Annotated in this window: 23 protein-coding genes; 14 read left to right on the forward strand and 9 right to left on the reverse strand. The window is 45.2% G+C overall.

Features of this window, described 5'->3' with window-relative positions; translation table 11 throughout:
• Nucleotides 1-15: 15 nt before the first annotated feature.
• The 3 genes from FBF61_RS05995 to FBF61_RS06005 form a co-directional block, all read right to left on the reverse strand.
• Nucleotides 16-639, reverse strand: coding sequence for a DUF6134 family protein (locus tag FBF61_RS05995; protein WP_138476303.1), 624 nt, complete (start codon nucleotides 637-639; stop codon nucleotides 16-18).
• 198 nt (nucleotides 640-837) lie between these two features.
• Nucleotides 838-1,476, reverse strand: a complete 639-nt coding sequence (locus FBF61_RS06000; RefSeq protein ID WP_138476304.1) for a hypothetical protein — start codon at nucleotides 1,474-1,476, stop codon at nucleotides 838-840.
• 81 nt (nucleotides 1,477-1,557) lie between these two features.
• Nucleotides 1,558-3,063, reverse strand: coding sequence for a serine hydrolase domain-containing protein (locus tag FBF61_RS06005; protein WP_138476305.1), 1,506 nt, complete (start codon nucleotides 3,061-3,063; stop codon nucleotides 1,558-1,560).
• 342 nt (nucleotides 3,064-3,405) lie between these two features.
• Between FBF61_RS06005 and FBF61_RS06010 the strand changes: the two genes are divergently transcribed.
• On the forward strand, nucleotides 3,406-4,569 hold the full coding sequence (locus tag FBF61_RS06010; protein WP_138476306.1) for an MFS transporter: 1,164 nt from the start codon (nucleotides 3,406-3,408) through the stop codon (nucleotides 4,567-4,569).
• Between the two features lie 74 nt (nucleotides 4,570-4,643).
• Complete coding sequence (locus tag FBF61_RS06015) at nucleotides 4,644-5,639, forward strand: alpha/beta fold hydrolase (RefSeq protein ID WP_138476307.1); 996 nt, start codon at nucleotides 4,644-4,646, stop codon at nucleotides 5,637-5,639.
• Between the two features lie 55 nt (nucleotides 5,640-5,694).
• Here the strand turns inward: FBF61_RS06015 and FBF61_RS06020 are convergent, their stop codons facing one another.
• Nucleotides 5,695-6,615, reverse strand: a complete 921-nt coding sequence (locus FBF61_RS06020; RefSeq protein ID WP_138476308.1) for a sugar phosphate isomerase/epimerase family protein — start codon at nucleotides 6,613-6,615, stop codon at nucleotides 5,695-5,697.
• Nucleotides 6,616-6,830: 215 nt separating this feature from the next.
• Here FBF61_RS06020 and FBF61_RS06025 point away from each other — a divergent pair, with 215 nt between their 5' ends.
• The 11 genes from FBF61_RS06025 to FBF61_RS06070 all read left to right on the forward strand — a co-directional run bounded on the left by FBF61_RS06025 (nucleotide 6,831) and on the right by FBF61_RS06070 (nucleotide 16,228).
• The gene (locus FBF61_RS06025) at nucleotides 6,831-7,511 is read left to right on the forward strand and encodes a hypothetical protein (RefSeq protein ID WP_138476309.1); all 681 of its coding nucleotides are present in this window, start codon (nucleotides 6,831-6,833) and stop codon (nucleotides 7,509-7,511) included.
• 14 nt (nucleotides 7,512-7,525) lie between these two features.
• A complete protein-coding gene (locus FBF61_RS06030; protein WP_138476310.1) occupies nucleotides 7,526-8,536 on the forward strand; it encodes a DUF342 domain-containing protein in 1,011 nt (336 codons plus the stop codon).
• A gap of 52 nt (nucleotides 8,537-8,588) precedes the next feature.
• Nucleotides 8,589-9,611, forward strand: a complete 1,023-nt coding sequence (locus FBF61_RS06035) for a Ppx/GppA phosphatase family protein (protein ID WP_138476311.1) — start codon at nucleotides 8,589-8,591, stop codon at nucleotides 9,609-9,611.
• Between the two features lie 132 nt (nucleotides 9,612-9,743).
• Entirely contained in the window at nucleotides 9,744-10,244 is a 501-nt protein-coding gene (locus tag FBF61_RS34495) for a hypothetical protein (protein ID WP_166444428.1), read from the forward strand.
• Nucleotides 10,241-10,891 carry a hypothetical protein gene (locus FBF61_RS06040; protein WP_229214932.1) on the forward strand — a complete coding sequence of 217 codons (651 nt, stop codon included), beginning with the start codon at nucleotides 10,241-10,243 and terminating at the stop codon, nucleotides 10,889-10,891. The genes FBF61_RS34495 and FBF61_RS06040 overlap by 4 nt, the downstream gene beginning before the upstream one ends.
• Nucleotides 10,892-10,921: 30 nt before the next feature.
• Nucleotides 10,922-12,397, forward strand: coding sequence for an HsdM family class I SAM-dependent methyltransferase (locus FBF61_RS06045; protein WP_138476312.1), 1,476 nt, complete (start codon nucleotides 10,922-10,924; stop codon nucleotides 12,395-12,397).
• A 94-nt stretch (nucleotides 12,398-12,491) separates the two neighbouring features.
• Nucleotides 12,492-13,079 (forward strand): TetR/AcrR family transcriptional regulator, encoded by a 588-nt coding sequence (locus FBF61_RS06050; RefSeq protein WP_138476313.1) that lies wholly within the window; start codon nucleotides 12,492-12,494, stop codon nucleotides 13,077-13,079.
• Between the two features lie 35 nt (nucleotides 13,080-13,114).
• Entirely contained in the window at nucleotides 13,115-13,354 is a 240-nt protein-coding gene (locus FBF61_RS06055; protein ID WP_138476314.1) for a hypothetical protein, read from the forward strand.
• 19 nt (nucleotides 13,355-13,373) lie between these two features.
• A complete protein-coding gene (locus FBF61_RS06060; protein WP_138476315.1) occupies nucleotides 13,374-14,636 on the forward strand; it encodes an MFS transporter in 1,263 nt (420 codons plus the stop codon).
• A 520-nt stretch (nucleotides 14,637-15,156) separates the two neighbouring features.
• A complete protein-coding gene (locus FBF61_RS06065; protein ID WP_138476316.1) occupies nucleotides 15,157-15,921 on the forward strand; it encodes a ParA family protein in 765 nt (254 codons plus the stop codon).
• A 4-nt stretch (nucleotides 15,922-15,925) separates the two neighbouring features.
• The gene (locus FBF61_RS06070; RefSeq protein ID WP_138476317.1) at nucleotides 15,926-16,228 is read left to right on the forward strand and encodes a hypothetical protein; all 303 of its coding nucleotides are present in this window, start codon (nucleotides 15,926-15,928) and stop codon (nucleotides 16,226-16,228) included.
• Nucleotides 16,229-16,277: 49 nt separating this feature from the next.
• On the opposite strand, the gene FBF61_RS06075 is transcribed toward FBF61_RS06070, so the two are convergent.
• The 5 genes from FBF61_RS06075 to FBF61_RS06095 all read right to left on the reverse strand — a co-directional run bounded on the left by FBF61_RS06075 (nucleotide 16,278) and on the right by FBF61_RS06095 (nucleotide 21,484).
• A complete protein-coding gene (locus FBF61_RS06075) occupies nucleotides 16,278-18,092 on the reverse strand; it encodes a M64 family metallopeptidase (RefSeq protein WP_138476318.1) in 1,815 nt (604 codons plus the stop codon).
• The gene (locus FBF61_RS06080; protein WP_229214933.1) at nucleotides 18,089-18,496 is read right to left on the reverse strand and encodes a hypothetical protein; all 408 of its coding nucleotides are present in this window, start codon (nucleotides 18,494-18,496) and stop codon (nucleotides 18,089-18,091) included. The genes FBF61_RS06075 and FBF61_RS06080 overlap by 4 nt, the downstream gene beginning before the upstream one ends.
• A gap of 201 nt (nucleotides 18,497-18,697) precedes the next feature.
• Nucleotides 18,698-20,092: a pyridoxal phosphate-dependent decarboxylase family protein gene (locus tag FBF61_RS06085; protein ID WP_138476320.1), complete on the reverse strand. Its 1,395-nt coding sequence runs from the start codon at nucleotides 20,090-20,092 to the stop codon at nucleotides 18,698-18,700.
• On the reverse strand, nucleotides 20,089-20,559 hold the full coding sequence (locus FBF61_RS06090; RefSeq protein ID WP_138476321.1) for a DUF1572 family protein: 471 nt from the start codon (nucleotides 20,557-20,559) through the stop codon (nucleotides 20,089-20,091). The genes FBF61_RS06085 and FBF61_RS06090 overlap by 4 nt, the downstream gene beginning before the upstream one ends.
• Nucleotides 20,549-21,484, reverse strand: coding sequence for a DMT family transporter (locus FBF61_RS06095; protein ID WP_138476322.1), 936 nt, complete (start codon nucleotides 21,482-21,484; stop codon nucleotides 20,549-20,551). Before FBF61_RS06095 ends, FBF61_RS06090 begins: the two co-directional genes overlap by 11 nt.
• Before the next feature lie 122 nt (nucleotides 21,485-21,606).
• Here FBF61_RS06095 and FBF61_RS06100 point away from each other — a divergent pair, with 122 nt between their 5' ends.
• The gene (locus FBF61_RS06100) at nucleotides 21,607-23,052 is read left to right on the forward strand and encodes an aminotransferase-like domain-containing protein (protein WP_138476323.1); all 1,446 of its coding nucleotides are present in this window, start codon (nucleotides 21,607-21,609) and stop codon (nucleotides 23,050-23,052) included.
• The last annotated feature ends 76 nt before the right edge of the window (nucleotides 23,053-23,128 follow it).

Here is a 23,128-nt window from a genome sequence, read left to right on the forward strand (position 1 = left end):
CCTTTAAACAGGGCCTTAATTGATTTTATTTTTCCCTTCAATTAACACAATACGGAGCTTGAATCCTGCAAGATCCGTATTGACTTCTTTGCAAAGCCCGTTCTTATAGGAATAAATCCCCTGCTTACCGTCGGGCAGAGAAACCCCGTACTTCCCCTCAGAAAGCTTTTTTACGCTACACATTTTGCCGTACCGCTCAGAATATACCTCGTTGATATTGACAGGCTCCTTGTAATACAGGCTCGTTATAGTGGAGATGATGGGCGAGAAAAGCTCTATTTTAGGTTTGTCTTTTCCATCTTCACCTGAAAAGAACACCTCGTAAAGGGATTTGGAGGCACTTTTTGTCTGGGTCTTTTCTTTGAGATCCCCGTTTACATGGTGCGCACACTCGGCGGATACAAGCTTTCCGCGCACATAACTGGTCTGTGTGGAATAATTCCCTTTATAAAACAGAATCTTGAAGTTGGATTCTATTCGGTGCGTTTCGGCTTCCCCTCCTGTCTCTTTGTTATCGAAGACCTTTAATGAACCAATGGTCCTTCCTGCAACAATTACATCGTAAACGTTGGTCTGAGACCTGGCTACTGCCGAAGAAAAAAGAATGATGCTGACAAATACGATCCCTGAAACTCTCATTTTGATTTGGTTTGGTCGCGGATGTGTGTGAATTCAGTATATAACAGTACAATATCTGTTCCTATTGTACTTGTTTAATGGTAATCAGCACGTTATCCTGATCACATACGACCAAACCCGGGACTAAAATGCCCCTATGATAGTTTAAATGGGGATTAATGGTACATGAATCGTTCACGAACTATTAATCCCGCGCAATCAGAACCGTCCGAACTTTAAAGTAAGATTGTACGAAATGTTACTGAGATCAGAATCCGACAGTCCATTTCCCCTGGCATTAAAAGCCTTGCGGTAAGATACTCCGGGACTGAAACGCATCCATTTCAGCAAATTAAACTCAACCTGTACGCCCGGCTCCATCACAAAGAAAAATTTAGCATCTTCATCATAGTCGTCCCAATCGAAATCATCCCAGTCATCCAGCTCCCGGCGGTCATATTGCATGCTAAATCCGGTTCCCGTCATCAAATTGACATTGAAATGAACACGTTTCGTGGAAGCAACCACATATTCCGTCATCAATCCCACTTGTCCGTATTGATAAGTAACTTTATTTCCCGGAAAATTCTGAGCATCAAACGGAACAGGAATATAATTGGTTGTTGCAGCCGCCGCCACCCCCAGCAAAAACCGCTGATTAACAAACCAGCCACCATATATTTCAGGCATGTTTGCATAGTGGCCATTGATTTTCGTAAACTTGTTTGAGATGGCTGCATATCCACCCGAGCGGCGGATGCCGGAGCTTTTGAAAATTGTCTGGTTTTCCTGGGCAAACGCTTCGGAACTAAATAGTCCGCAAAAAAAGATAGTCAGGTAAAAAAGTGTCTTTTTCATGATTTCTGAATTGTTTATTACCTGACAATTCAGAAAATCATCCCCCCTATCTGGCTAAAAAAAATATTTTAAACCTTAAAATTAATCCGTCAGAGAAAAATCAAGCTGTTGAATCAGCCCGGGGTTCTCTGGCGACAAGGTAAAATAAACCTTGATATCCTGTTTGGTAGTCTTGAGCGAAAATGTTCCCCTAAGCTGGTTCTCGGCAACCATATCTGTCGAACCCCTAATTTCCCCAACCCTTTCCAGCAATATGTCCAGCTCTTTTTTCCGATGTGAAAGAGACTTGTCAGGGAAGAAGTTTTCAGCAAAAATCCCGCTTTGTTCCGCGTTGTTCCAGGTAGGTAAAAGTTTGATGAGCTCCTCTTTTCTTTTTGCAAGAACGGGCGAAACAGCAATAGGAAGCGGTTTTAGTCCGGCCAGGGCAATAATAGTATCCAGAACAGCCGTGTTAATGGTCGCCATACCGGCATACGTCCGGTTCGCATGAGCAAGAATTCCGATGCCATATTCCGGCAAAATCTGCCATTGGCTACCGAAGCCCGGCAAACCGCCGGTATGTCCTATCCCGGTTCGTCCCTCGCAGTCTTTGCTCCATCTCAATCCATAGCCGTAGGCAGATGTCACGGCACATTCACGGCCCGAAGGATATTTGAATTTGGCGTTCAGTGAATTAAAATTCCAGGGCATCTGCATTTCACGCACATCACTTCTCGACACCGGGCCTTTTTCTTCCCCGGAACTTGCCGGCCAGGCCGACAGGTGGAAACTTACATATTTGCTGAAATCCTCGATCGAAGTGATCAGCCCGCCCATAGCCCCATAGGTGCCGTCGTGCAGTAGCTCCTCTTCCTTCCATTTCTCATCCTCGAAACGGTAACCGTGTGCAAGAAGCATTTTGGGCGCTTTGGTATATTCCCAGATCGTGCTGCTCATACCGAGCGGTTTAAAAATCACTTCATCAATATATTGCTGATAAGGCTTGCCCGATACATTCCCTATAATTTTTCCCAGTATCGCAAAACCTAAGTTGCTGTATTCATAAGTGATACCGGGCACGTTGGAAAAAGAAATACCTTTTTTGATCAGCGCGATCAATTCTTCATCCCGGCTGTCGAGCTGGCGGTCGCCCCATGGGTTGTCCTCAGGAAAGCCCGCTGCATGGGTCATCAGATGTCTTATTGTAATGGGCGGAGCGTCTTTTGTAAGCGACGGCATGGATTTCAGCTCAGGGATATACATGTAAGCAGGATCATCCAATTTCAGCTTTCCTTCTTTCCGCAAGGCGAGAATAGCCATGGCAGTTACACTTTTGGACATAGAGGCAATCCTGAAAAGCGACTTCGGGCTGGCTTTCGTAGAAGTGGCGATCTCCGAAAAACCATTTGCTCCTGAATAAACAAGTTGCCCGTCGACGACCAATCCGAAAGCCAGCCCAGGAAAATGGTTTTTCTCTGCATACTCCTGATAAACCTTTTCAACAACTGGCAAAGTAGCTTTGATTCTGCTGATCCTCTCGGATTGTGGTGCTTGTCCGAATGAGATAAGTGCAAACAGCCCCACAATTGACGTAAAAAAGTATTTCATCAGTATATACACAGAATTAAGTTGAAGGATTGTCAATTTAAGAAAATTTGAATGCTTTTTCCAGTCATTTTTCAATTTGGTGAACCTTCGTGCCGACGCATTCTGGCAGAAAACCCCTTTTCTTACTTTTGTACAACACATACTTTTTAATATTATTAAAAAAGTACAATTTAATTGAATCTTATTTAAAACATAAGCGTTAATTTTGCATCTGTAAGTTTGTTTTAAATAAATGACACGCACTTACGATACCAGGCTAGAAAAAGACAATATTAAAAAAATCATATTAAATAAATACGAATTAACAGTTGGGCACGCTGCCCTGCAAAAATTAAGACTCCTATGAATTATTCAATTTTCGCCCCATCCGACTCCCGAAAGTACCTGCGACTTGCAGTGGCTGCTTTCTTTTTCGTTCAGGGACTGAGTTTTGCGGCGTGGGCAAGCCGTATTCCGGATATAAAAAATATGCTGCACCTCACCGAGGGAGGACTGGGTACCGTTCTTCTTGCATTGCCAATCGGCCTGATGGCCAGCTTGCCGATCTCCGGCTGGATGGTAACGCACTACGGAAGCAAGAAGATGGTTTTGATCGGTGCGATCCTTTATGCTGTGACGCTTTCCTTTATCGGATTTGTGACCAGGACAGAGCAGCTCGTTATCGCACTTTTCGCATTCGGTTTGTGGGGTAACCTTACCAATATCGCGATCAATACACAGGCCGTGGCAGTAGAACAGGTATACGGAAAATCTATTATGGCGTCATTCCACGGCCTCTGGAGTCTTGCAGGTTTTGTCAGTGCGATGATCGGTTCATTTTTCATCTCAGTACATATTCCTCCGCACATCCATTTCAGCCTGATCGCCCTGGCTGCATTTGTGATCATTTTTACTGCTTTTAAGCACACAATGCCCGACAGCGATAAAAACGACCAGGAAGCACAACCTATGTTTGTAAAACCCGACCGCGACCTGCTTACATTGGGTTTGATAGGTTTTTGTGCCATGGTTTGTGAAGGTGCTATGTTTGACTGGAGTGGCGTATATTTTCAAGAGGCAGTACACGTTCCGGCTTCGCTGACGACATTGGGTTATGTTGCCTTTATGGGCACAATGACAGGCGGACGTTTTGCGGGTGACTGGCTTGCCAACCGTCTGGGACGCAAGAAAATGTTGCAGATCAGCGGTGCTTTCATGGGTTTCGGACTCGCGATAGCAGTGTTGTTCCCTTATCTGGTTCCTGCAACTTTCGGATTTTTGCTGGTAGGTTTCGGGGTGTCATCGGTTGTACCGCTGGTATATAGCGCAGCCGGAAAATCAACCACTATGTCAGCAGGAATGGCGTTGGCAGCGGTCTCATCCATCAGTTTCATCGGCTTTCTGATCGGCCCTCCGCTGATCGGGATCGTAGCACAGTTTGCTGATCTTCGCTGGTCGTTTGCTATCGTCGGCATCCTGGCTTCTTTAACAGCCTTCCTGTCAACAAAAGCCAAACTGATCCAATAGAAAACAAGCTGGTATATTATTTTAAGAAAGGATGACTTGACTGTTATCCTTTTTGCTTTTTAAACCAATCCATAATGAAAAATCCGGCAATACTTTTTCTCCTCTTGTTTGCTGCTCCACTGTTTTCTCATGCGCAAAACGATGCGTTACGTGACCTGGATATCAATCTGGAAAACTATCAATACCCTTTTCCCGTATCTTTTATTGAATTTGAATCCCAGGGGGAAAACGTGAAAATGGCCTATATGGATTTGAAACCTGAAAAGCCTTCCGGGAAGACGATCATGCTTTTGCATGGAAAAAACTTCAACGGCGCATATTGGGAACAAACCGCCAGTGCCTTGCTAAAATTAGGTTACCGAATCATTATTCCGGATCAGATTGGTTTTGGTAAATCTTCCAAACCGGCTCATTACCAATATTCTTTTCATGACCTTTCTGCTAACACAAAGAAAATCCTGGATAAGCTGAACATCGAAAAAACCATCTTACTGGGGCATTCTATGGGCGGAATGGTGGCGACACGGTTTACACTGATGTACCCGGCAACCGTAGAAAAACTGATCCTCGAAAATCCCATCGGCCTTGAAGACTACAAGCTGAAAGTACCTTACCAGTCTGTTGACAAATGGTATCAGAGCGAACTGAAAAGCGATTTCAACTCCATCAAAAACTACCAGCTCACGAGTTACTACGACGGTAAATGGAAAGAGGGTTATACCAGATGGGTGAACCTGCTGGCCGGCTGGACGCTAAACAAGGACTATCCGAAAATTGCCTGGAACTCCGCATTGACCTATGATATGATTTACACCCAGCCGGTCTGCTATGAATTTGAGAAGATAAACGTGCCGACACTGCTCATAATCGGGCAGCGCGACAGAAGTGCGGTAGGAAAAAATCTTGCTCCCGAGGATGTCCGTAAAACACTCGGGAATTATCCCGAATTGGGCAAACAAACCAAAGCCAGGATTAAAAACAGCCAGTTGGTAGAACTGAATAACATTGGACATTTGCCTCATATCGAGGATTTTGATCGATTCTTCCAATCGCTTTCGCGATTCCTTTAGGCCATGCGCCGATCCCCCAACCCCGGGTTTAAACCCGGGGTTGGGGGATCGGTACCTACGCCAGGAATTGCCGCAGGTAATTCCTGCTCGTCAGAATCGCACTTTGAACATCTGTAATATTGCTTTCATAGGCCTTATCCTCGACCTCGATCACCACCGGCCCACGGTAGCGGACGTCCGTTAAAGCGGCAAAGAACCCACGCCAGTTCACATCCCCCAGTCCAGGCAATTTGGGCGAATGGTATTCAAGCGGGTTGGCCATGATCCCTACCTTATCCAGTTTATCTTTATAAACCTTCGCATCTTTCAGGTGAATGTGGTGCAGGCGTTCTTTATAATTATAAATCGGCTTGATCTCATCCATCATCTGCCATATCATGTGTGAAGGATCGTAATTCAGTCCGAAAACAGGGCTTGGAATAATCTCAAACATCCGGTCCCAAACCGCAGGACTGATCGCCAGGTTTTTACCGCCCGGCCACTCATCGTCTGTAAAGAACATCGGGCAGTTTTCAATACCGATCTTTACATCATTTTCCTCAGCCACTTTTACAACAGCCGGCCAGATATCAGCGAAAAGTGCCAGATTATCCTTGATACTCTTTGACGGATCACGGCCGATAAAAGTAGTGACCACCGGAATATCCAGCTTCGCCGCCCCCCGGATCACCTGTTTAATATGTTCAATATAGAATTCGGAACGTCCCGGCGTGGGATCAAGCGGATTAGGATAATACCCCAGGGCCGAAATGAAGACGCCCGCTTCCTTCAACGCATATTTAATAGACGATACCCTTTGTCCAGATAAGTCATTCACATCGATGTGCGTTACCCCGGCATATCTGCGACTGTCTGCATTGTCCGCTGGCCAGCACATCATCTCAACACATGAAAATCCGTGATTTCCTGCAAATTTAACTACATGTTCAAATCCAAAATCTGCAAGAATTGCACTGTTAAAACCAAGTTTAAGCATAAGCGTTTTTAGTATTTCTAATTTTTTTATTGAAATATATGTGACTTTGATTCACTAACGGAGTCTCAATTAAAACAAAACTTAAACTCTATCCAATATTTACGTGGCTTCATCAAATCAGGCTACCATTGGTAAATATACCACCGTACTAAATCCTCCAAATTTTAGTAATATTGATAGAACAAATCGACGAATCTAAACAAATTAGAACACTTATGGCAGATTCTGAACCGGGTATTGGAAAAAAAATACTCAGCTTTTTTATCAAAGAAAATGATGAACCGGCCCAACAGGACACGGGCACTTCAAAGCCTTCGGAGCCTCAGAAACCTGCGGTTTCCGCAAAAGTTTCAAATACTGCGGGCACTACCGACGTGGACAGAAAATTCGTAGAACACTTCGTGAACCTTTTGGAAAAGGCCAATCTTCCCGGGCCTGACTATTTCGAGTACAAACAGGCTCTTCGGAACATGGAAGGACTTAATTTGGGCGAAGAAAAGCTTTTTCAAGCTGCCTGGGCTAGTTTCAAAGCGATGGGTGGCGTGCAGGATACCACAATATTAAAAACTTCCGCGGATCATTATCTGGCAATTCTGGATAAAGACCGGTCATCTTTTCTGAAAGATGTGGAAAAAGCGATCAACGACCGGGTTGGTTCATTACAGAATGAACAAAAAAAACTGGAAGAAGCCAATGCCGCATTCACGCAACAGATAGCAGACCTTCAGAAAAAAATTGACGAAAACAAGAACCGTCTGGGGCAGATCTCCGGAGAAGTAACAGAGCAAAGTGCAAAGATCAATGCCAACAAGGACAGTTTCGAGATCACCTACAAAAGTTTTGTCGAACAAATCAGTTCCGATTTGACAAAAATAAACAAGTATTTACATAACTAACTTTCGCATAAACAATGGCAACACCAGATTTCAGTCAGATAGGCGGCGCGCAGGAAGATACCAAGCGCTCGTACTGGAGTAAACCGGAAGGTATCACTTCGCTCCTTTTCCTGGGCGGGTTGGGCGCTGCTGCATTATATTATTGGAACAAACTCGCGGCGTTCCTGATAGAAGTCACCCAGAATACGCTCTACCTCGGATTTTTGATGGCTATACTCGCTGTGGTGATCTTTCTGCTTACAAGCAAGGACGTCCGCACGGCCGTGTTCTTTTTGTTCAAAACCCTGATGCGAAAGATTACCGGCCTCATTATCAAGCTGGATCCCATCGCTATCATGAAGATTTATATAGATGATCTGAAAGAAAAAAGAGAAAAAATGCAGGGCCAGATCAATACGCTGGCAGGCCAGCTTGTGAAGCTCAACAAGAATATCAATGAAAACAATGAGCAGATCAAACAAAAATTTGCCGAAGCAAACAAAGCCGGTACCATGCTCGACCGTCCGGGAATGAAGGAAACTGCATCGCTGGCGACCATCGAGGGAGCCGGACTGCAGGAGATGAACGAAAAGCTCTTTCCTCTGCAACGGAACATGAAAACCGTCCTTGAATTTATGGAAAAAGTGAATAAAAGTGCGGACTACATTATTAAGGAAACGGAAATTAAGGTAAAACTTAAAGAGGCCGAATATAGAATTGTAAAGGAAAGCTCCAATGCGCTGCGGACTGCCGTAAGTATTTTCAAAGGAAATCCGGACAAAAAATTCTATTTCGACGAATCCATGGAATACATCCAGGACGACATGAGCCAGAAATTGGGTGAAATGAAACGAGCGATGGATTTGTCCCTTGACTTCATCAACGGTGTTGACGTACAAAACGGACTACTTTCTGACAAAGGTCAGGCGATGCTTGAAGCATATAATTCGGGGCAGTTCAAACTGATACAACTGGATGCCCCCAAGCCGCCGAGCCGCGCCACGGATGTACCGAAGGACTCTTCATACAAGGGCCTTCTGGATTAACAATTTCATTTTTTCAATCACTTTACATAATTCAATTAACAACCATACATCAATGAAGAGACTAACAGTAGCAGGCAGACTAATCATCACAGTCCTGATTTTAGGAGCGATATTCCTTGGATACAAATATCTGGGCGGCGAAAAGACGCTCAACCAGATGGCCGAAGACCGTGCACAAACCCCGCAAACAGACGCTACTACAAACGGAGAGGCAGAAACTCCGGTTACTGAAAACTCATCCAGCAATTCGGAGGCTACCGATAATCAGACCACTGCATTCAACTATACTCCACCGGCGCCCGTGGATGGTAAACTGAAAGGGGTTGTAGAACTTGGTGCCAGTGGATTCAATTCCTTTGTGATCAAAGTCGATGCTCAAAAACGCTGGAAACTTGAAAAATCCGAATTCGGGAATAGTCTTGTTACCGAAAATATGGCAACTGATGAAGATGTTCGCATTGGTCTCAAAAAATACATCTCCGGCATGCTGGACTATGGTGTAGGCAGCAAAGACATCCACTTTGTGGTAAGCTCAGGAGCGGCAAAAGCGGACGTAACACAAAAAATTTCACGGGTACTGAAATCGCTGGGTTATGTTGTAAACCAGGTAACACCGGAACAGGAAGGTCAGCTTGCATTGAAATCCGTTCTTCCGGCTGAATATACAGACAAGGCCTTTGTAGTCGATATAGGGTCAGGCAACACCAAAATTTCCTGGGTAAAGGGTGAAAAAGTGTCAGCCCTGGAATCCTATGGAGCCAAATATTTTCAGGAAGGTACAGACGATGCCAAAGTATACAAAGAAGTTAGTGACAAGGCCAAACAAATCCCAGCTGAACTGAGAGAAACCTGTTTCATCATCGGCGGAGTCCCTTTTGAAATGGCTAAGGAAGTGCGTAAGGGAAAAGAACGTTACACAACCCTGAGCGCTCCGCTTGCATATTCTAAACTCACAAACGCTAAATCCAAAGCGGGAATTAACATTTATAAAGCAGTAACAGACGCGACAGGCTGCAAGCAGTTCGTATTCGACTGGGATGCAAACTTTACGATAGGGTTTTTACTTGGACTTTAATTTTTTTGAAGGGGAGGAAAGGGAGTAGGGACGAAAGGGAGGAAACGTAATCATCGTCCTTCCTCCATCTTCCCCTTCCTCCCTTTCCTCCTTCTTCCCTTTCCTCCCTTCTAAACATTCTCGCAAATAAAAATGACCCTATCCCAGTTTTTCACTGCTGTTTCTGAAAATCCCTGGCCACCCGCTCTCTATTTTATTTTGATGCCGCTGGCGGCGTATCTGGTCGGGGTGATTGCGAATGGAAGCAGAGACATTACATTCTGGAGTTATGTATATTCTGTCCTGGTGTACGCAATCTGCATTCCCGGGATTTTTGCTGTTACCCTCAATATTTACCTTTTCCTCTTCGAACGGCAGAGCGTCTGGCAGGCCAACATCATTTTACAGCTTTTGCCGGTAATTTCTATGGCCTTGACGCTGATGCTGATCAAAAGCAAGATTCCTTTCGCATTGATACCCGGTTTTGGCAAAATATCGGGTTTCATGACCTTAATTGCTGCACTCATTGGAGTGATGTGGTTCGTCGACAGAATCCACTTAGTAGCATGGACTTACGTTCCGTTTACCGCCATTTTAGTCGGTTTTGTGCTTGCTTTGGTAGCGATCAGATTTGCATGGAGTAAATTGTTTTGAACAACGCCTCGTACATACAAATCTCCGTCAGCGACGAACAGAAGCTTTTTGCCCGTGAGCTGGTCGAATATTCGCTTCGGCACCATCACGTATCCAATATCTGGGACCGGCAGGAAGATAAGCTTTCGCAAACCCGAATGATGCGATTCACCGGCAGCCTTGGTGAAATCGTATTCGCCGATGCGTATCATCTGCCCCGCCCCACCCGATCCTTCGGTGCCGTGGACGGGCAAGACTGGGGACAGGATTTCAAGATCGTTTCCGAGACAGACACTTTTTGCGTCGATATCAAATCTATGAAGAGGCGCAGCGGCATTCTGGCCTACGACTATGTTCTGAATATCCCGGCATCCCAGCTTTACAAACCCGGCTCCAAAACTTCCCATTATTTTTGCATATCATTTCATCAGTCAGACACCGACGGTACCGTTGCATCCCTGCTGGGCTTCGTTGATAAGCAGGCACTACAAAAAGGAGAAGTAGGAAATTATTTTAAAACAGGCACTAAACGCGTCCGGGCAGACGGATCTTCTTTCATTTTCAACGAAAATACGTATGAAATCCTTTTCAGGGATATCGATCCACCCGTGCTTACGGATCATATCAAACGCATGAAAGGGTTCCGGGTTTGCGAATTGAAGTTTTGAAAATATATGTACATTTGATTGACACAAACCATGGGATCAAAAACACGCACCTACGATCAGAAAAAGCTTTTCGGCCAAATTTATACGCCCCGCCATATTGTCGAAAAAATCCTGGCAGACTCCGGATTTTATGCAGCCCACCTCACGGACAAAACCATTTTAGATCCCGCGTGTGGTGACGGACGTTTTCTGGTTGCGGTTGTTGAGCATATCATCAAAACTACGCCTCCCGAAACACTGGCGTCTACCCTACTCAATGTTCAGGGCTGGGATATTGATCCCGATGCACTTATACTTTGCCGCCAAAACCTGGATGAGCTCATCGCGCCACTGAGTATTGAAATAAACTGGAACCTTACCTGCCAGGATGCGCTGAAACAGATCAATAGTGAGGAACGCTTCGATTTTATATTGGGAAATCCCCCCTATATCCGAATTCAACACTTGCCGGTTGCACAGCGGAAATACATCCAGACCAGTTATTCATTTTGTCAAAGCGGCTCTACGGACGCATACGTGGCCTTTTTCCAGCTCGCATCTCTTCTTTTAAAAAACGACGGCACCTGTGCCTTTATCACGCCAAACTCCTACTTCGGGTCCCAGACGGGCAAACCCTTGCGTTCCTATTTTCAGGAGAACCAAAATTTAAAGTGCATCACCAATTACGGCTCTATCCCGGTTTTTGGTAAGGCCGCTACCTACCCTGCCATTACGATTTTTGGTAAAACAAAAAATGAGAATTTCGAGTACGAACAATGTGAAAATACTGATTTTCAATACAATAACAGAAAAATAGCATTCGAGGAACTGGGCCAGGCCAACCAGTGGCAACTGTCGTTAACCGAAGCGGTACCGGCAAATGGGCAGAGATTGGGCGAGATTTGCCGAATTTCCGTCGGGATTACAACGCTGGCAGATGGTTACTACCTTTTCTCCATTCTGGGCGAAAACGAAGATCTGGTTACAGCCCAAAGCAAAAACGGAACAAACGTTTACCTCGAAAAAGAACTGCTGAAACCAATTGTAAAAGGCTCCCGCCTTAAAAACTCTGACGATCCGGTTACAGAATATGTATTGTTCCCTTACACCAAAGACGCGACCGGAAAACACCGCATTATTCCTGAAAACATCCTCAAAGAAAAATTTCCTCACACATATTCCTATTTTCTTAAAGTAAAACCTGCTCTCGATCGTCGTGATAATGGGAAGCCTAATGCAGTAGCCTGGTATGCTTTCGGAAGGGCGCAGGGGCTGGACAGTTCTTTCGGGAAGAAAATTGTTTTTTCGCCCATGAATCTTTATCCAAACTTTGTGCTCTATGAAAATCCGGAAGCGACGTTATATTCCGGCTATTTTATCAAGTACGATGGCGATTATGATATCCTTTTAAAGCAGCTGAATTCACAGCGGATGGCCGACTTTATTGCTATTTCCGGGCGCGATTTCCAGGGCGGGTACAAGGGTTATAATAAAAAAGTGGTAGAGAATTTTATTGTCACTCTGTAAATTCCTGACAACGGTCAATCAGGTTAATTTTAAAATAAAGTTTGTCTCGATCGTCAACATAAATAAACGAACGTTCATTTATATTTGAAGGATTATGAGAACGAGGGACATTAATAAGGAAAGCACCATCCGGGAAAAAGCCATTGAAATAATCGTGAACCATGGTTTTGATGGGTTGAGTATGCATAAGCTGGCAAAAGCAGCAGAGGTTTCCGTAGCCACCATTTACATCTATTATAAAGACCGGGAAGATCTGATACAAAAGTTATATACCGCAGAAACCAAAAAAATGGCGGACGCCACGCTGATAAATTTTGATCCGGATTGTCATTTCGATGAAGGACTGAAAATACAATGGCTCAACCGGATAAAATATTGCCTGGAAAATCCTTACAGCATGCAGTTTACAGAGCAGTTGAGGAATTCCCCTCTCGTGGACAGGTCTGTGATGGACAGGCGGTTTCTGGATGCCATGTCCAAATTTGTCCATAATGCCATTGACCGGGGCGAACTGTTACCGCTACCGGTTGAGATTTACTGGTCTGTGGCCTTTGCACCGTTGTACCAGCTGGTCAAATTTCATATTTCGAGAAGCAGTATGCCGGGCAGACCGCCTTTCATACTGGATGAAAAACAAATAAACCTTACGCTTGGACTCGTACTTAAAGCACTGAAACCCTGATGTTTTGCGGCGATCTCCGGCACAAACACTCTGCCATGGAAGAAAATTACACTACAGAAGCATTTGTTTTGGTATTTAAAACAAACATTAACCACAAAAAAGATGTTAAGCTACTCGGCCAGATACTGGATGCACAGTCGGATATTATCAGCTGGAATGTTGATTTGTCGGATATTGATAACGTGTTGCGAATTGAATCGACTTTTTCGGATTGTTCGCGGATACAGGAGCTGGTGACAAGGGCTGGTTACCATTGCGAGGAACTTACGGATTGAATTTTAAAGACAATACTATATGTCAGAACAAACCAAAAACACTTTTACAGGCTACGAAAAATTCATTATTGCATTGCTGGCCACACTGCAATTCACAGTTGTACTGGACTTTATGGTCCTTTCTCCCCTTGGTTACATTCTCCTCGACAAACTCTCGATCAGTACCAGCCAGTTTGGGCTTGTTGTATCTGCATACGCATTCAGTGCCGGTGCGGCCGGGTTACTTACCGCCGGCTTCGCCGATAAGTTCGACAGAAAGAAGCTTTTGCTATTCTTTTACACCGGTTTTGTAATAGGTACATTCCTGTGCGGAATTGCGCCAACCTATCATTTCCTGCTTATGGCGCGCATTTTCACTGGGATTTTCGGTGGTGTGATTGGCTCAATCAGTTTTGCAATCATTACGGATTTGTTTGAAATCAACGTCCGCGGCAGGGTAATGGGCTTCGTGCAAATGGCCTTCGCAAGCAGCCAGGTCCTGGGTATTCCCATCGGTCTTTATCTCGCCAAAGAGTTCAGCTGGCATGCCCCTTTTCTGATGATTGTCGCCGTCAGCCTGATTGTCGGTGTGCTGATCGTGATGTATGTAAAGCCCATTGATTCCCATTTGAAACTGCCTTCCAAAGGGAACGCTTTTCAGCATTTGGGCAAAACACTGAGCCGGCCTGAGTATCTGCAAGGCTTTGCTGCGACTACTTTGCTGGCAACGGGCGGGTTTATGCTGATGCCTTTTGGAACTGCCTATGGAGTCAACAATCTCGGTATACGCGAAGCCCAGCTGCCCACTTTATATATGATAACCGGTATTTGTATGCTCGTATTCAGTCCGCTGATCGGAAAGCTCAGCGATAAGATCGGCAAGTACAAGATCTTTATCATCGGCTCGCTGATTACCTGTGCGATGACGTTGATCTATTGCAATCTCAGCGTTACTCCGCTTTGGATTATTATCATTCTAAACGTACTGCTTTTTGTAGGAATTACCGGCCGGATGATCTCCGCCTCGGCCTTAATGACGGCTGTTCCCGAGCCGCAAGACAGGGGCGCTTTCATGGGTATCAACTCATCGGTCCAGCAAATTGCAGGCGGAATTGCTTCGCTTATTGCCGGTCATATTGTATCCGAAACCAGTACCGGCTACATCGAAAATTACCCCATGCTCGGAAACGTAGTTGTATTTGCGGTGCTCGTAACGATATTACTCATGTACCGTATCCACCGGTACGTTACCGACAAACAGGCTGCGGCTGTCCCGGCAGGAGCGCCCAGTGCCTCGGTTTAAGCAGGTTTTCAAATTTCCTTTGAAGTTTCGGGCCGCATCAATTCGGCCTTTTTTTCTGCGAATCCTCTACCCAGAATCTCAATCCCGAAGGGACGCAATTATTATAAAAAATGACATCACAGCCAACCGGAGAACCCCGTGAGGGGTGACATTATTTCGGAGTTTCACCCCTCACAAGGTTTCGTATCGCGTAGGAGTCCGGTTTTGTCACAATAATTTCAGCCCTTCGAGATTTACCTGAATGTCGGGATCTCTTCGAGATTTACCTGAGTTTTTCACCCGCAAAAAATTTCCCGTCTACATTCCAGTACAATAATTTGACTATCAACACATTGCTATCTCGTGTCAAATTCCACTTCAATTTAATCTTTTAATACTATCTATTCTTTTAAAAAGTTTTATACATTTACGACGATAAAAACTTTTGACACTTTCTATTTAATACGATTAGGGATAAAATTATTTTATGTTTATTTACACATTCAAGAATAACTTCTGTCCTAATACTTATCAATTTTAAATGAAAATCATCAGTATTGTCAACAACAAAGGTGGTGTAGGGAAAACTACATCCGCCCAAAGTATTGCTGCTGGTCTCAGCAAATTTGCCAATGCACGTGTGTTGGTTATTGACCTGGATGCCCAAGCCAGCCTCACAAAAAGTTTCGGTATCACACATGCCGGGCTTAAAAAAGACAGCGGCTCGTTTATCACAGGTGAATATGAATTTGATGAGATTGTCAAAAGAGTTGGGGATATTGATATTTTGCCAGGATCGGCCGAAATGATCCACCGGGAAGACACGATCAAGTCGGCACCGGTTTTTCCTTTTAACCTGAAAATAGCCCTGGAAAAAGTGAAAGACCTGTACGATTTTGTGATCATCGACTGCCCGCCGGCACTATACGGAAACACGCGGTTGGCGCTGGTATCGTGCCACCAGTATTATGTACCATTGCAGGCCGAATTCCTGAGTTATGAAGGGTTACGCAATTTTCTGGTGTATTCTGCGGAGATAAAAAAAATAAGTCCGAGTACCAATTTAGGAGGCGTTTTTGCAACCCGTTATAACCCCAAGATCAGAAAAAAGATCAGCCACGAACTGATCAGCGCGACCCGGGAGCAGCTTGGTGATGTATTTATGGCTTCGTACATTCGCGACAACATCGCCCTTTCGGAGGCACAGGCAAGCGGAATGACCATATTCGATTATGCGCCCAACAGTAACGGGGCCGAAGATTATTATAAGTTAACAAAAGAAATACTAGAACGAATTAATAACTGACACTATGGCGAAGGAAAGGAAATTTGAATTTGCACCTCTTCCACTGGTTGCTGATGTAGCGGAGGAACTGGAAACAAATGAACAACCGATTGAAGTGGATGGGCCGCCAACCAAAGTTACCTTTGATTGTGACTATGTTTTGATGGAGAACATGAAGGACTACGGATATTGGGAAGGGCTCACTCAGAAAGACATCATACTGGAATCGCTGAAGTTGTATTTTCAGGATAAAGAAATTCGTCCAAGGCCCGACAAAATCCGGAACAGGACCAAAGTAGGCCGAAAACCAAAAAATTACTCAGAATAACATCCAACGAAAATGTCTCCTTGTGGAGACATTTTCGTTGATCCCTCTCCTACTGCACGATCAGCTTTCTAGAGAATTCTTTCTGGTTGTTGCTGAACCGGTACAGGTACAAACCGCTGTTTACATTGAGTTTTATATCGGCTGTATTCACGAATGATTTCGATATCAGTCTTCGTCCGTTACTATCGTAGATTGTAAGTTCTGATGTGCCTGGAAGTTTGGTATGGACGTGGATAAAGTCCTTTGCAGGATTGGGGCCTATCTGTAAAAATGCGTCGGGATTATTATCCACCGCCAAAATCGGGTCCACCTTCACAGTTGTACTGCCCAGTACCATACAGCCGTTTGTATTCGAAACTTCCACTTCATATTCCCCTGAATTTAGAACGGTAGCATCCTCTATGACCGGGTTCGGTATCTGTGCATCAAAGTTGTCCGGGCCAGTCCAGTGATAGTTCTGACCGCCCTCTGCATTCAGCTGTACTGTGGCACCTTCGAAATAGGGGCCGCCGTTGGTCACCGTCACTACCGGTAGCGGAACAACGGTGACTGTTACGGCCAGTTGTTCAGTCTCATTTGCAGTGCAGGTTGCACTATATTCCGTTGTAGCAGCCGGATTAACCGTAATTTCATTACCGGTTTCTCCGGTCGACCAGGCTACCGTTCCCTGGCAGCCTGTGGCGGTTAGTTTGGTACTGTCTCCAGCGCAAATAACAGGTGCCTCCGCTGTCAGCCTGAAAGTAACCGGCGTGTTGGTGCGGTCTACCTTCCATTCCACGGTCCTGGTTCTTTGCGCAGCGGCGTCGTTGACCCTGCTTGTAAAAGTGGTGTCAAAAACCGTCGCAGTGAGTAATGCAGTTGGATTTGTCAGTTGCGCCCCGGAAAGATTTACGCGATCCAGCCCGCCGCCTATCAATACGCCGTCGAGCCGCCATTCTATTTTGAGAGAATTAGGCTCTGGTTCTACAAGGTTCAGTTTAAAAATGTTGTCACCTTCCGCCAATTCCACAGTACCTGAATTGTCCGGCTCTATGCCATCCACGGGATCAACAAGCGAGAGCATTTTTTCAGTAGTTGCCTCCCGGCATACTGCGCACAATTCCTTATCGAGCTGTTCCATGAGACAGTTGGCGCTGGTCGGCTTGAACCATTTTGCTGCGTCGCCCGACATTCCGTGCGGAAATACACCAATATTCGTTGTGTTCAGCCAGTTTTTCCATTTCACTATTGCGGGGTTGCTTTCGGCAGTCATATTCGGCGACTCATGTCCGTATTGAGGACCTGCCCAGTATTCGTCGGACAAATAGGAAAAAGTATGCCCTATTTCGTGCACGCCGATGGTGTTGGCGGCCGAATTGAGTGTGTGCACCGCGATAGAACCGCCCGAACCGCCGTAAAATTCGGTGTTGACCAACATCACGATCAGATCCCAGGAAGGCAGGTTGTATGCCAGCACATTGAACATTGCAGCGTAATTGCTTATCGTAACCAGGCGGTGTATCGACGAACCAAAACTCGCCCCATAGTACGTATCTTTTGTAACAACCGGCTGTTCGGGATATGCATCAGGGGCGGTCCCTGGGTTAGTCACACCACTTTCCTTTGAAGGAGTGGGAATGGCAAAAAAGTTAAAATAACTTTTGTAATGATCATAGGGCTTATATCCCAAAAAGAAATCGGCAAACTTTTTTGCTTCCTGCGAGAACTTGGGGAGTTCTGCCTGCGTGAACCCGTCGCCCAGGATCACTACATTGATGCGGTTTCCGAATGGGCCGTTTTTGTAAAGAGTGTCAACTTTAAACTCCTGTGAAAAGGCGTTAAAACCCGCAACGAATAAAAATAGGGAGGTAAAAAGTGTTTTCATCGTTTAAAATTAAGTGTGTAAATTTTTACTGTTCCTTTCTCAGGCGTCACGCTGTATACTTCCAGACTGGTCAGATAAATATCATCCTGCAACCGGATGTTGAGCATACCCTCCCGGTTCCTTTCCTCACTTCGGCTGAGTTTACCATCAGGGGCCGAAACTTCGACTGACCTGAAAAGCGGGTGTTCGTAAAATGTTTCTTTTTCCATTCGGCTGGCCGAATAACGTGGTATAACTTTGATCTGGTAAGGATCATGCACAGGCGGGACCAGATTTTTTAGTCGGGCATTTCCTGAGACCGCATTGACAAGCTCTATTTTCTCCGGCGCCGCCTTCCCGGATGTACTGATCCTGAAATTAAGGAATAGCATGCGGTCAGCCGATTTTTTGTCGTAATTCGGCATTTCACTGACTTTTAAGACAGATTCTGCTGATTTACAACCGCCAAGTTGCGTACTCACAATAAAGAGTACAATCAGATTTCGTTTCAACATGATCAAAAGGTGGGTTATTCCTGTACAATTATAACATTTATGTTTCTATAAAAAAGTATCCGTCTGTGCCTGGGACACAAACGGATACTTTAAGGATGGACGGAGCCCCGATTAAATCAATGCAGACACCGCTTCCATTTCTTCAATGGCCAATTTGATGTCCTTTTCTGCTGTTCTGAAATTCACAAAAGCAGCCCGGATACATAATGCTCCAGACAAATTGGTCGGGGTCATAAAAACTTTTCCCCTTGAATTGAGCAATCGCAAAAATTCATGGTTTTTATCCGGATTGTTTTTCAGACTGAAACAAACCACATTCAGTCGCACAGGCGCATCCAGCTGGAAAAGAGCATTATTATTTAGGTACTCCCCCAGTACATTTGCGCAGGCAATGCTGTTTTCGACAACCGATTGAAATCCCGATTTACCGTAAGCCATCAGGCTGAACCAGGCAGGCAATGCACGAAAACGCCGCGAGTTTTCCGGTAAAAAATTGAGATATGAAAAATTTTCTTCCGGATTGCCCAGATAAGGTGCGTTACTGTTCTGAAACGTTTCAACCTGCAACGCAGCATGTTTTTGATCCATCAGAATAACCGCACTTTCATAAGGTACATTCAGCCATTTATGGCAATCGACCGTGATACTATCGGCATGTTCCCAACCTTCCAGAAGATTTTCATGTGCAGGTGAACAAGCCGCAAAACCTCCGAAAGCAGCATCCACATGCATCCAGAAACCGTACTTTTCTTTCAAAACGGCAATCGACTTCAAATCATCAAAATCAACGGTATTGACTGTGCCAGCACTGCAATTCAGAATAATATTTCTACCCCGATATTGCTCCAATTTGCCTTCAAGATCCTGTATATCAATCGCCTCACGATCTTCCAGGGTTTTGACATGCACCAGATTATTGCTTCCAAAACCAAGCATCGAAAGCGATTTGATCACCGACGAATGTGGTGTAGCCGACATCACGACGACATCGCCCTGCATACCTTCCCTTGCAATATTCCTGCCCGATTTCGCTCCCGCCCACTGGCGTGCAACAGCCAGTCCTGTAAAATTGGACATCGTTGCACCGGTAACAAAGCCCCCGTCGAAATGTTGAGGAAGGTTAAAAAGTTGCATCAAAAGCCGGATCGTTTCTTTTTCAATGATAGCGGAAACATCCCCCGCGCCCTTTGTACTTTGGGTATTTTGGTCAAAAACCGAGGTAAGCCAGTCGCCGGCAATGCCCGCAGGTGTGGTGCCTCCAGTGACAAATCCCCAATAGCGCGGGCCGGCACTTGCCACAATAAGCTGCTGATAGTTGTTACGAAACAATTCAAGTGTTTCTGCCGTACCAATGCCTTTCTCCGGCAGACTACCCTGCGGTTTCTCCTGGATCGTGGCATAGGTTGTCAGTTCCGGAAGATTTTGCAAAAAATCTAATCCATAATTTTTGACGTCATCCAGAATTTCGGAAATCGTTTCCAGATCATTCTTAATAACTGAATTCATTGCGAATTGCCCGTACCGCCAGTGATCCATCTTCTATGGTAATTAATCTGCCCCGAATGGTAGGAAAGATGTGCCAGTATATGTGTTAAAATAAAGCTTATTGTCTGCTGCGGAAACATGTCCAGCACACTGCGGGGATAATCCGAAACCAGCGCTTCGGGAGTCATTTTTGCGATCGAATCAGCAACGATCTGTTGGAGCAAAACAATCTGTTCCAGCAACTCAGTCTGGGTAAAAATCCTGTCTGCAAACTCTGAATCGCGGTTTCTGATATATGGAAAGTTTCCAAGGGCAAGCCCAACGTACGTTCTGAGATTGCCAATGAGATGCTGGCATAAATTGCCCCCGGAGTTGATGGTACCGGGCAGCACTTTCCAAAGCTGGTCATCCGACGCATACTGTGCTATCTCGGCATGCAATTTCTTCAGATCTCTGCTATACAATGTTTGAAATTCTTCACTGGTCATGGGATATATTCATTTTTAGTACTGAAACCGATCTTTTTCCAGCCCGGTAACCCGCATTGACCAGATATACGCCGGTCATGGTAACTACAAAAGCCAGACATGTGAGCCAGGTAACTTTCTCCTGCAGGATCAAAAAACCAAGGATAATCGCTACCAGGGGATTAATATAAGCATAAACCGAAACCAGGCCAACGGGAAGCTTCGCCAACGCATACAGGTAAGAACCGAAAGCCAATATAGATCCGAAAAAAATGAGATATAACAGAGCCAGGAGAGACTTTGTGGTCATTGCGGGTAAATGGCCCCAGTCTTCATTGACGCTGCTCAAAATGAATAATCCGACCCCGCCAGCTAACATTTGTATGGCTGCATTAAAAAAGGAATCGGTTCTGGGCACGAATATCTTGGTATACAATCCTCCAAAACACCAGAACACACACGAACCAAGTGCTACAATGATACCGATGAATGCTTTGGGGTTATTTACAAATTCGAGATTATCCCTGAAAATCAGCGCGATTCCGCACAACCCCAGAAACATTCCCACAATGATCCGCCAGTTTATCGCCTGCTCCCGCCCGAATATCATATTAATGATCATCGTAAAAATCGGGATTGTGGAGCATATCAGTGCAGCCAGCCCGCTCGGAATAAACTGCACCGACCAGCCCACAAGGCCCGTGCCGAGCGTCACCATACACAAGCCCGGAATAACCTGTAATCCGATGTCGGCAGCGCTCCAGTGAAATGATCTTTGGCGGATCGTGAGACAAGTCAGCAGAATGCTCCCCGCAATAACGTTTCGGGTACCCATAAAGAAAAAGGCTGGAAAACCCGAAACGCCGATCCTCGCCACAAGGTAAGTAGTGCCCCAGAAAAAGCAGACCAACCCTAACGCGAAATATGCCCTGGTGTTTGAATTCATGATTGCAATCGTTTAATGCGGCACAAAATTCGCTGATCACAAATTGTAAAAACAGATTCAGTTTTCTAAATTTCGACCATAACAGATTCACGACACTTATATCTATCTGAATATACCTGTTTATGGCAGATGAATTACAGTATCCAAAGGAAGATTTTCTGTATGCGCAGGTCGTGGAGCGATTTGAGCAGCAGATTGGGAACAATACGCTCAGGGCGGGAGATAAATTAATGTCTCTCAGGGCATTAAGTAAGGAACAGGGGATCAGTCTGAGCACAGCCTACAAGGCTTATGCCGAGCTTGAAAACAAGGGCATTGTGGAAGCCAGGCCCAAATCCGGCTATTTTGTAAAATTTGCGCCAGCCCAGTATCCCAAGAAACTCCAGTCCGGCCAGCCCACCCCGGCCATACAAAAAACAGAAGTGGAAGATATGATCCGGCTGGTTTACCAGACGATGAGGCGGGACGGTGTCGTGCGCCTTTCGCAGGCATCGCCGTCCGCTGAACTGATCCCGGCAGCCAAGCTCAACAAGGCAATGATGGAAGCACTGCGAAAAAGTCCCACCAGATGTACGCAATATGAGGAAATCCAGGGTAACCGTGATCTGAGAAAACAGATTGCAAAGCATGCGTTCAACTGGAATGGTAACATTACCGAAGATGAGATCGTAACCACTCAAGGATGTATGGAAGCGCTGGTTTTTTGTTTGGAAGCAGTAACTAAGCCGGGGGATATCGTCGCAATCGAAAGCCCGGTTTATTTCGGGATTTTCAATGTCATAAAAATTCTCGGACTGAAAGTCCTGGAAATCCCGGTGGACCCCGAAGATGGCGTTAACCTCGAATATCTTGAAAAATGCCTGGGCGAAGTTTCGGTAAAAGCATGCCTTTTCGTAACCAATTTCACGAACCCGCTCGGTATCTCCATGCCCGATCATCGCAAAAAACAGCTCGTGGAATTGCTCGCGGACAGACAGATACCGCTGATCGAAGATGATATTTACGGAGAGATGTATTTTGGTAAAAACCGGCCTAAAACCTGCAAGAGCTTTGACAAAAATGGCATGGTGATGCTATGCTCTTCCGTTTCAAAAACCCTCGCACCGGGTTACCGTGTCGGCTGGTGCATTCCCGGAAAATTCATCGACAAAGTGATTACCAATAAACTGATGCACACGGTTTCTTCGGCGACTCCCACACAAGCGGCCATTGCCCTGTTCTTTGAAACCGGCAGATATGACCTGCACATGCGGAATCTGAGAAAAGCGCTCCATACGCAATGCCTCCGCTATATTCAGGCGATATCAGAGTATTTTCCGGAAGATATAAAAGTGACCCATCCAAACGGAGGATACGCGTTGTGGATAGAAATGAATAGCAAAGTCGACGCATTCGAGCTCTTTGAAAGCGCAATACAAGAGAGTATCAGTATCGCACCTGGGCAGATTTTCAGTACGGATGCAAGATTTACAAATTATATCCGGATCAGTTTTGGCAGTCCGTACAATAATAATATCGATAAAAGCCTGAAAAAACTGGGAGAATTGATTGGGAAATTTTCACAGTAACCGATTCATAAAAAGCATGTAACCGGCATGCAACAATATTGCAATTAACTGATTTTCAGGACATGAAACCCTGTTG

Origin of the sequence: Dyadobacter bucti, assembly GCF_005869225.1 — a bacterium.
GTDB classification, from domain to species: domain Bacteria; phylum Bacteroidota; class Bacteroidia; order Cytophagales; family Spirosomataceae; genus Dyadobacter; species Dyadobacter bucti.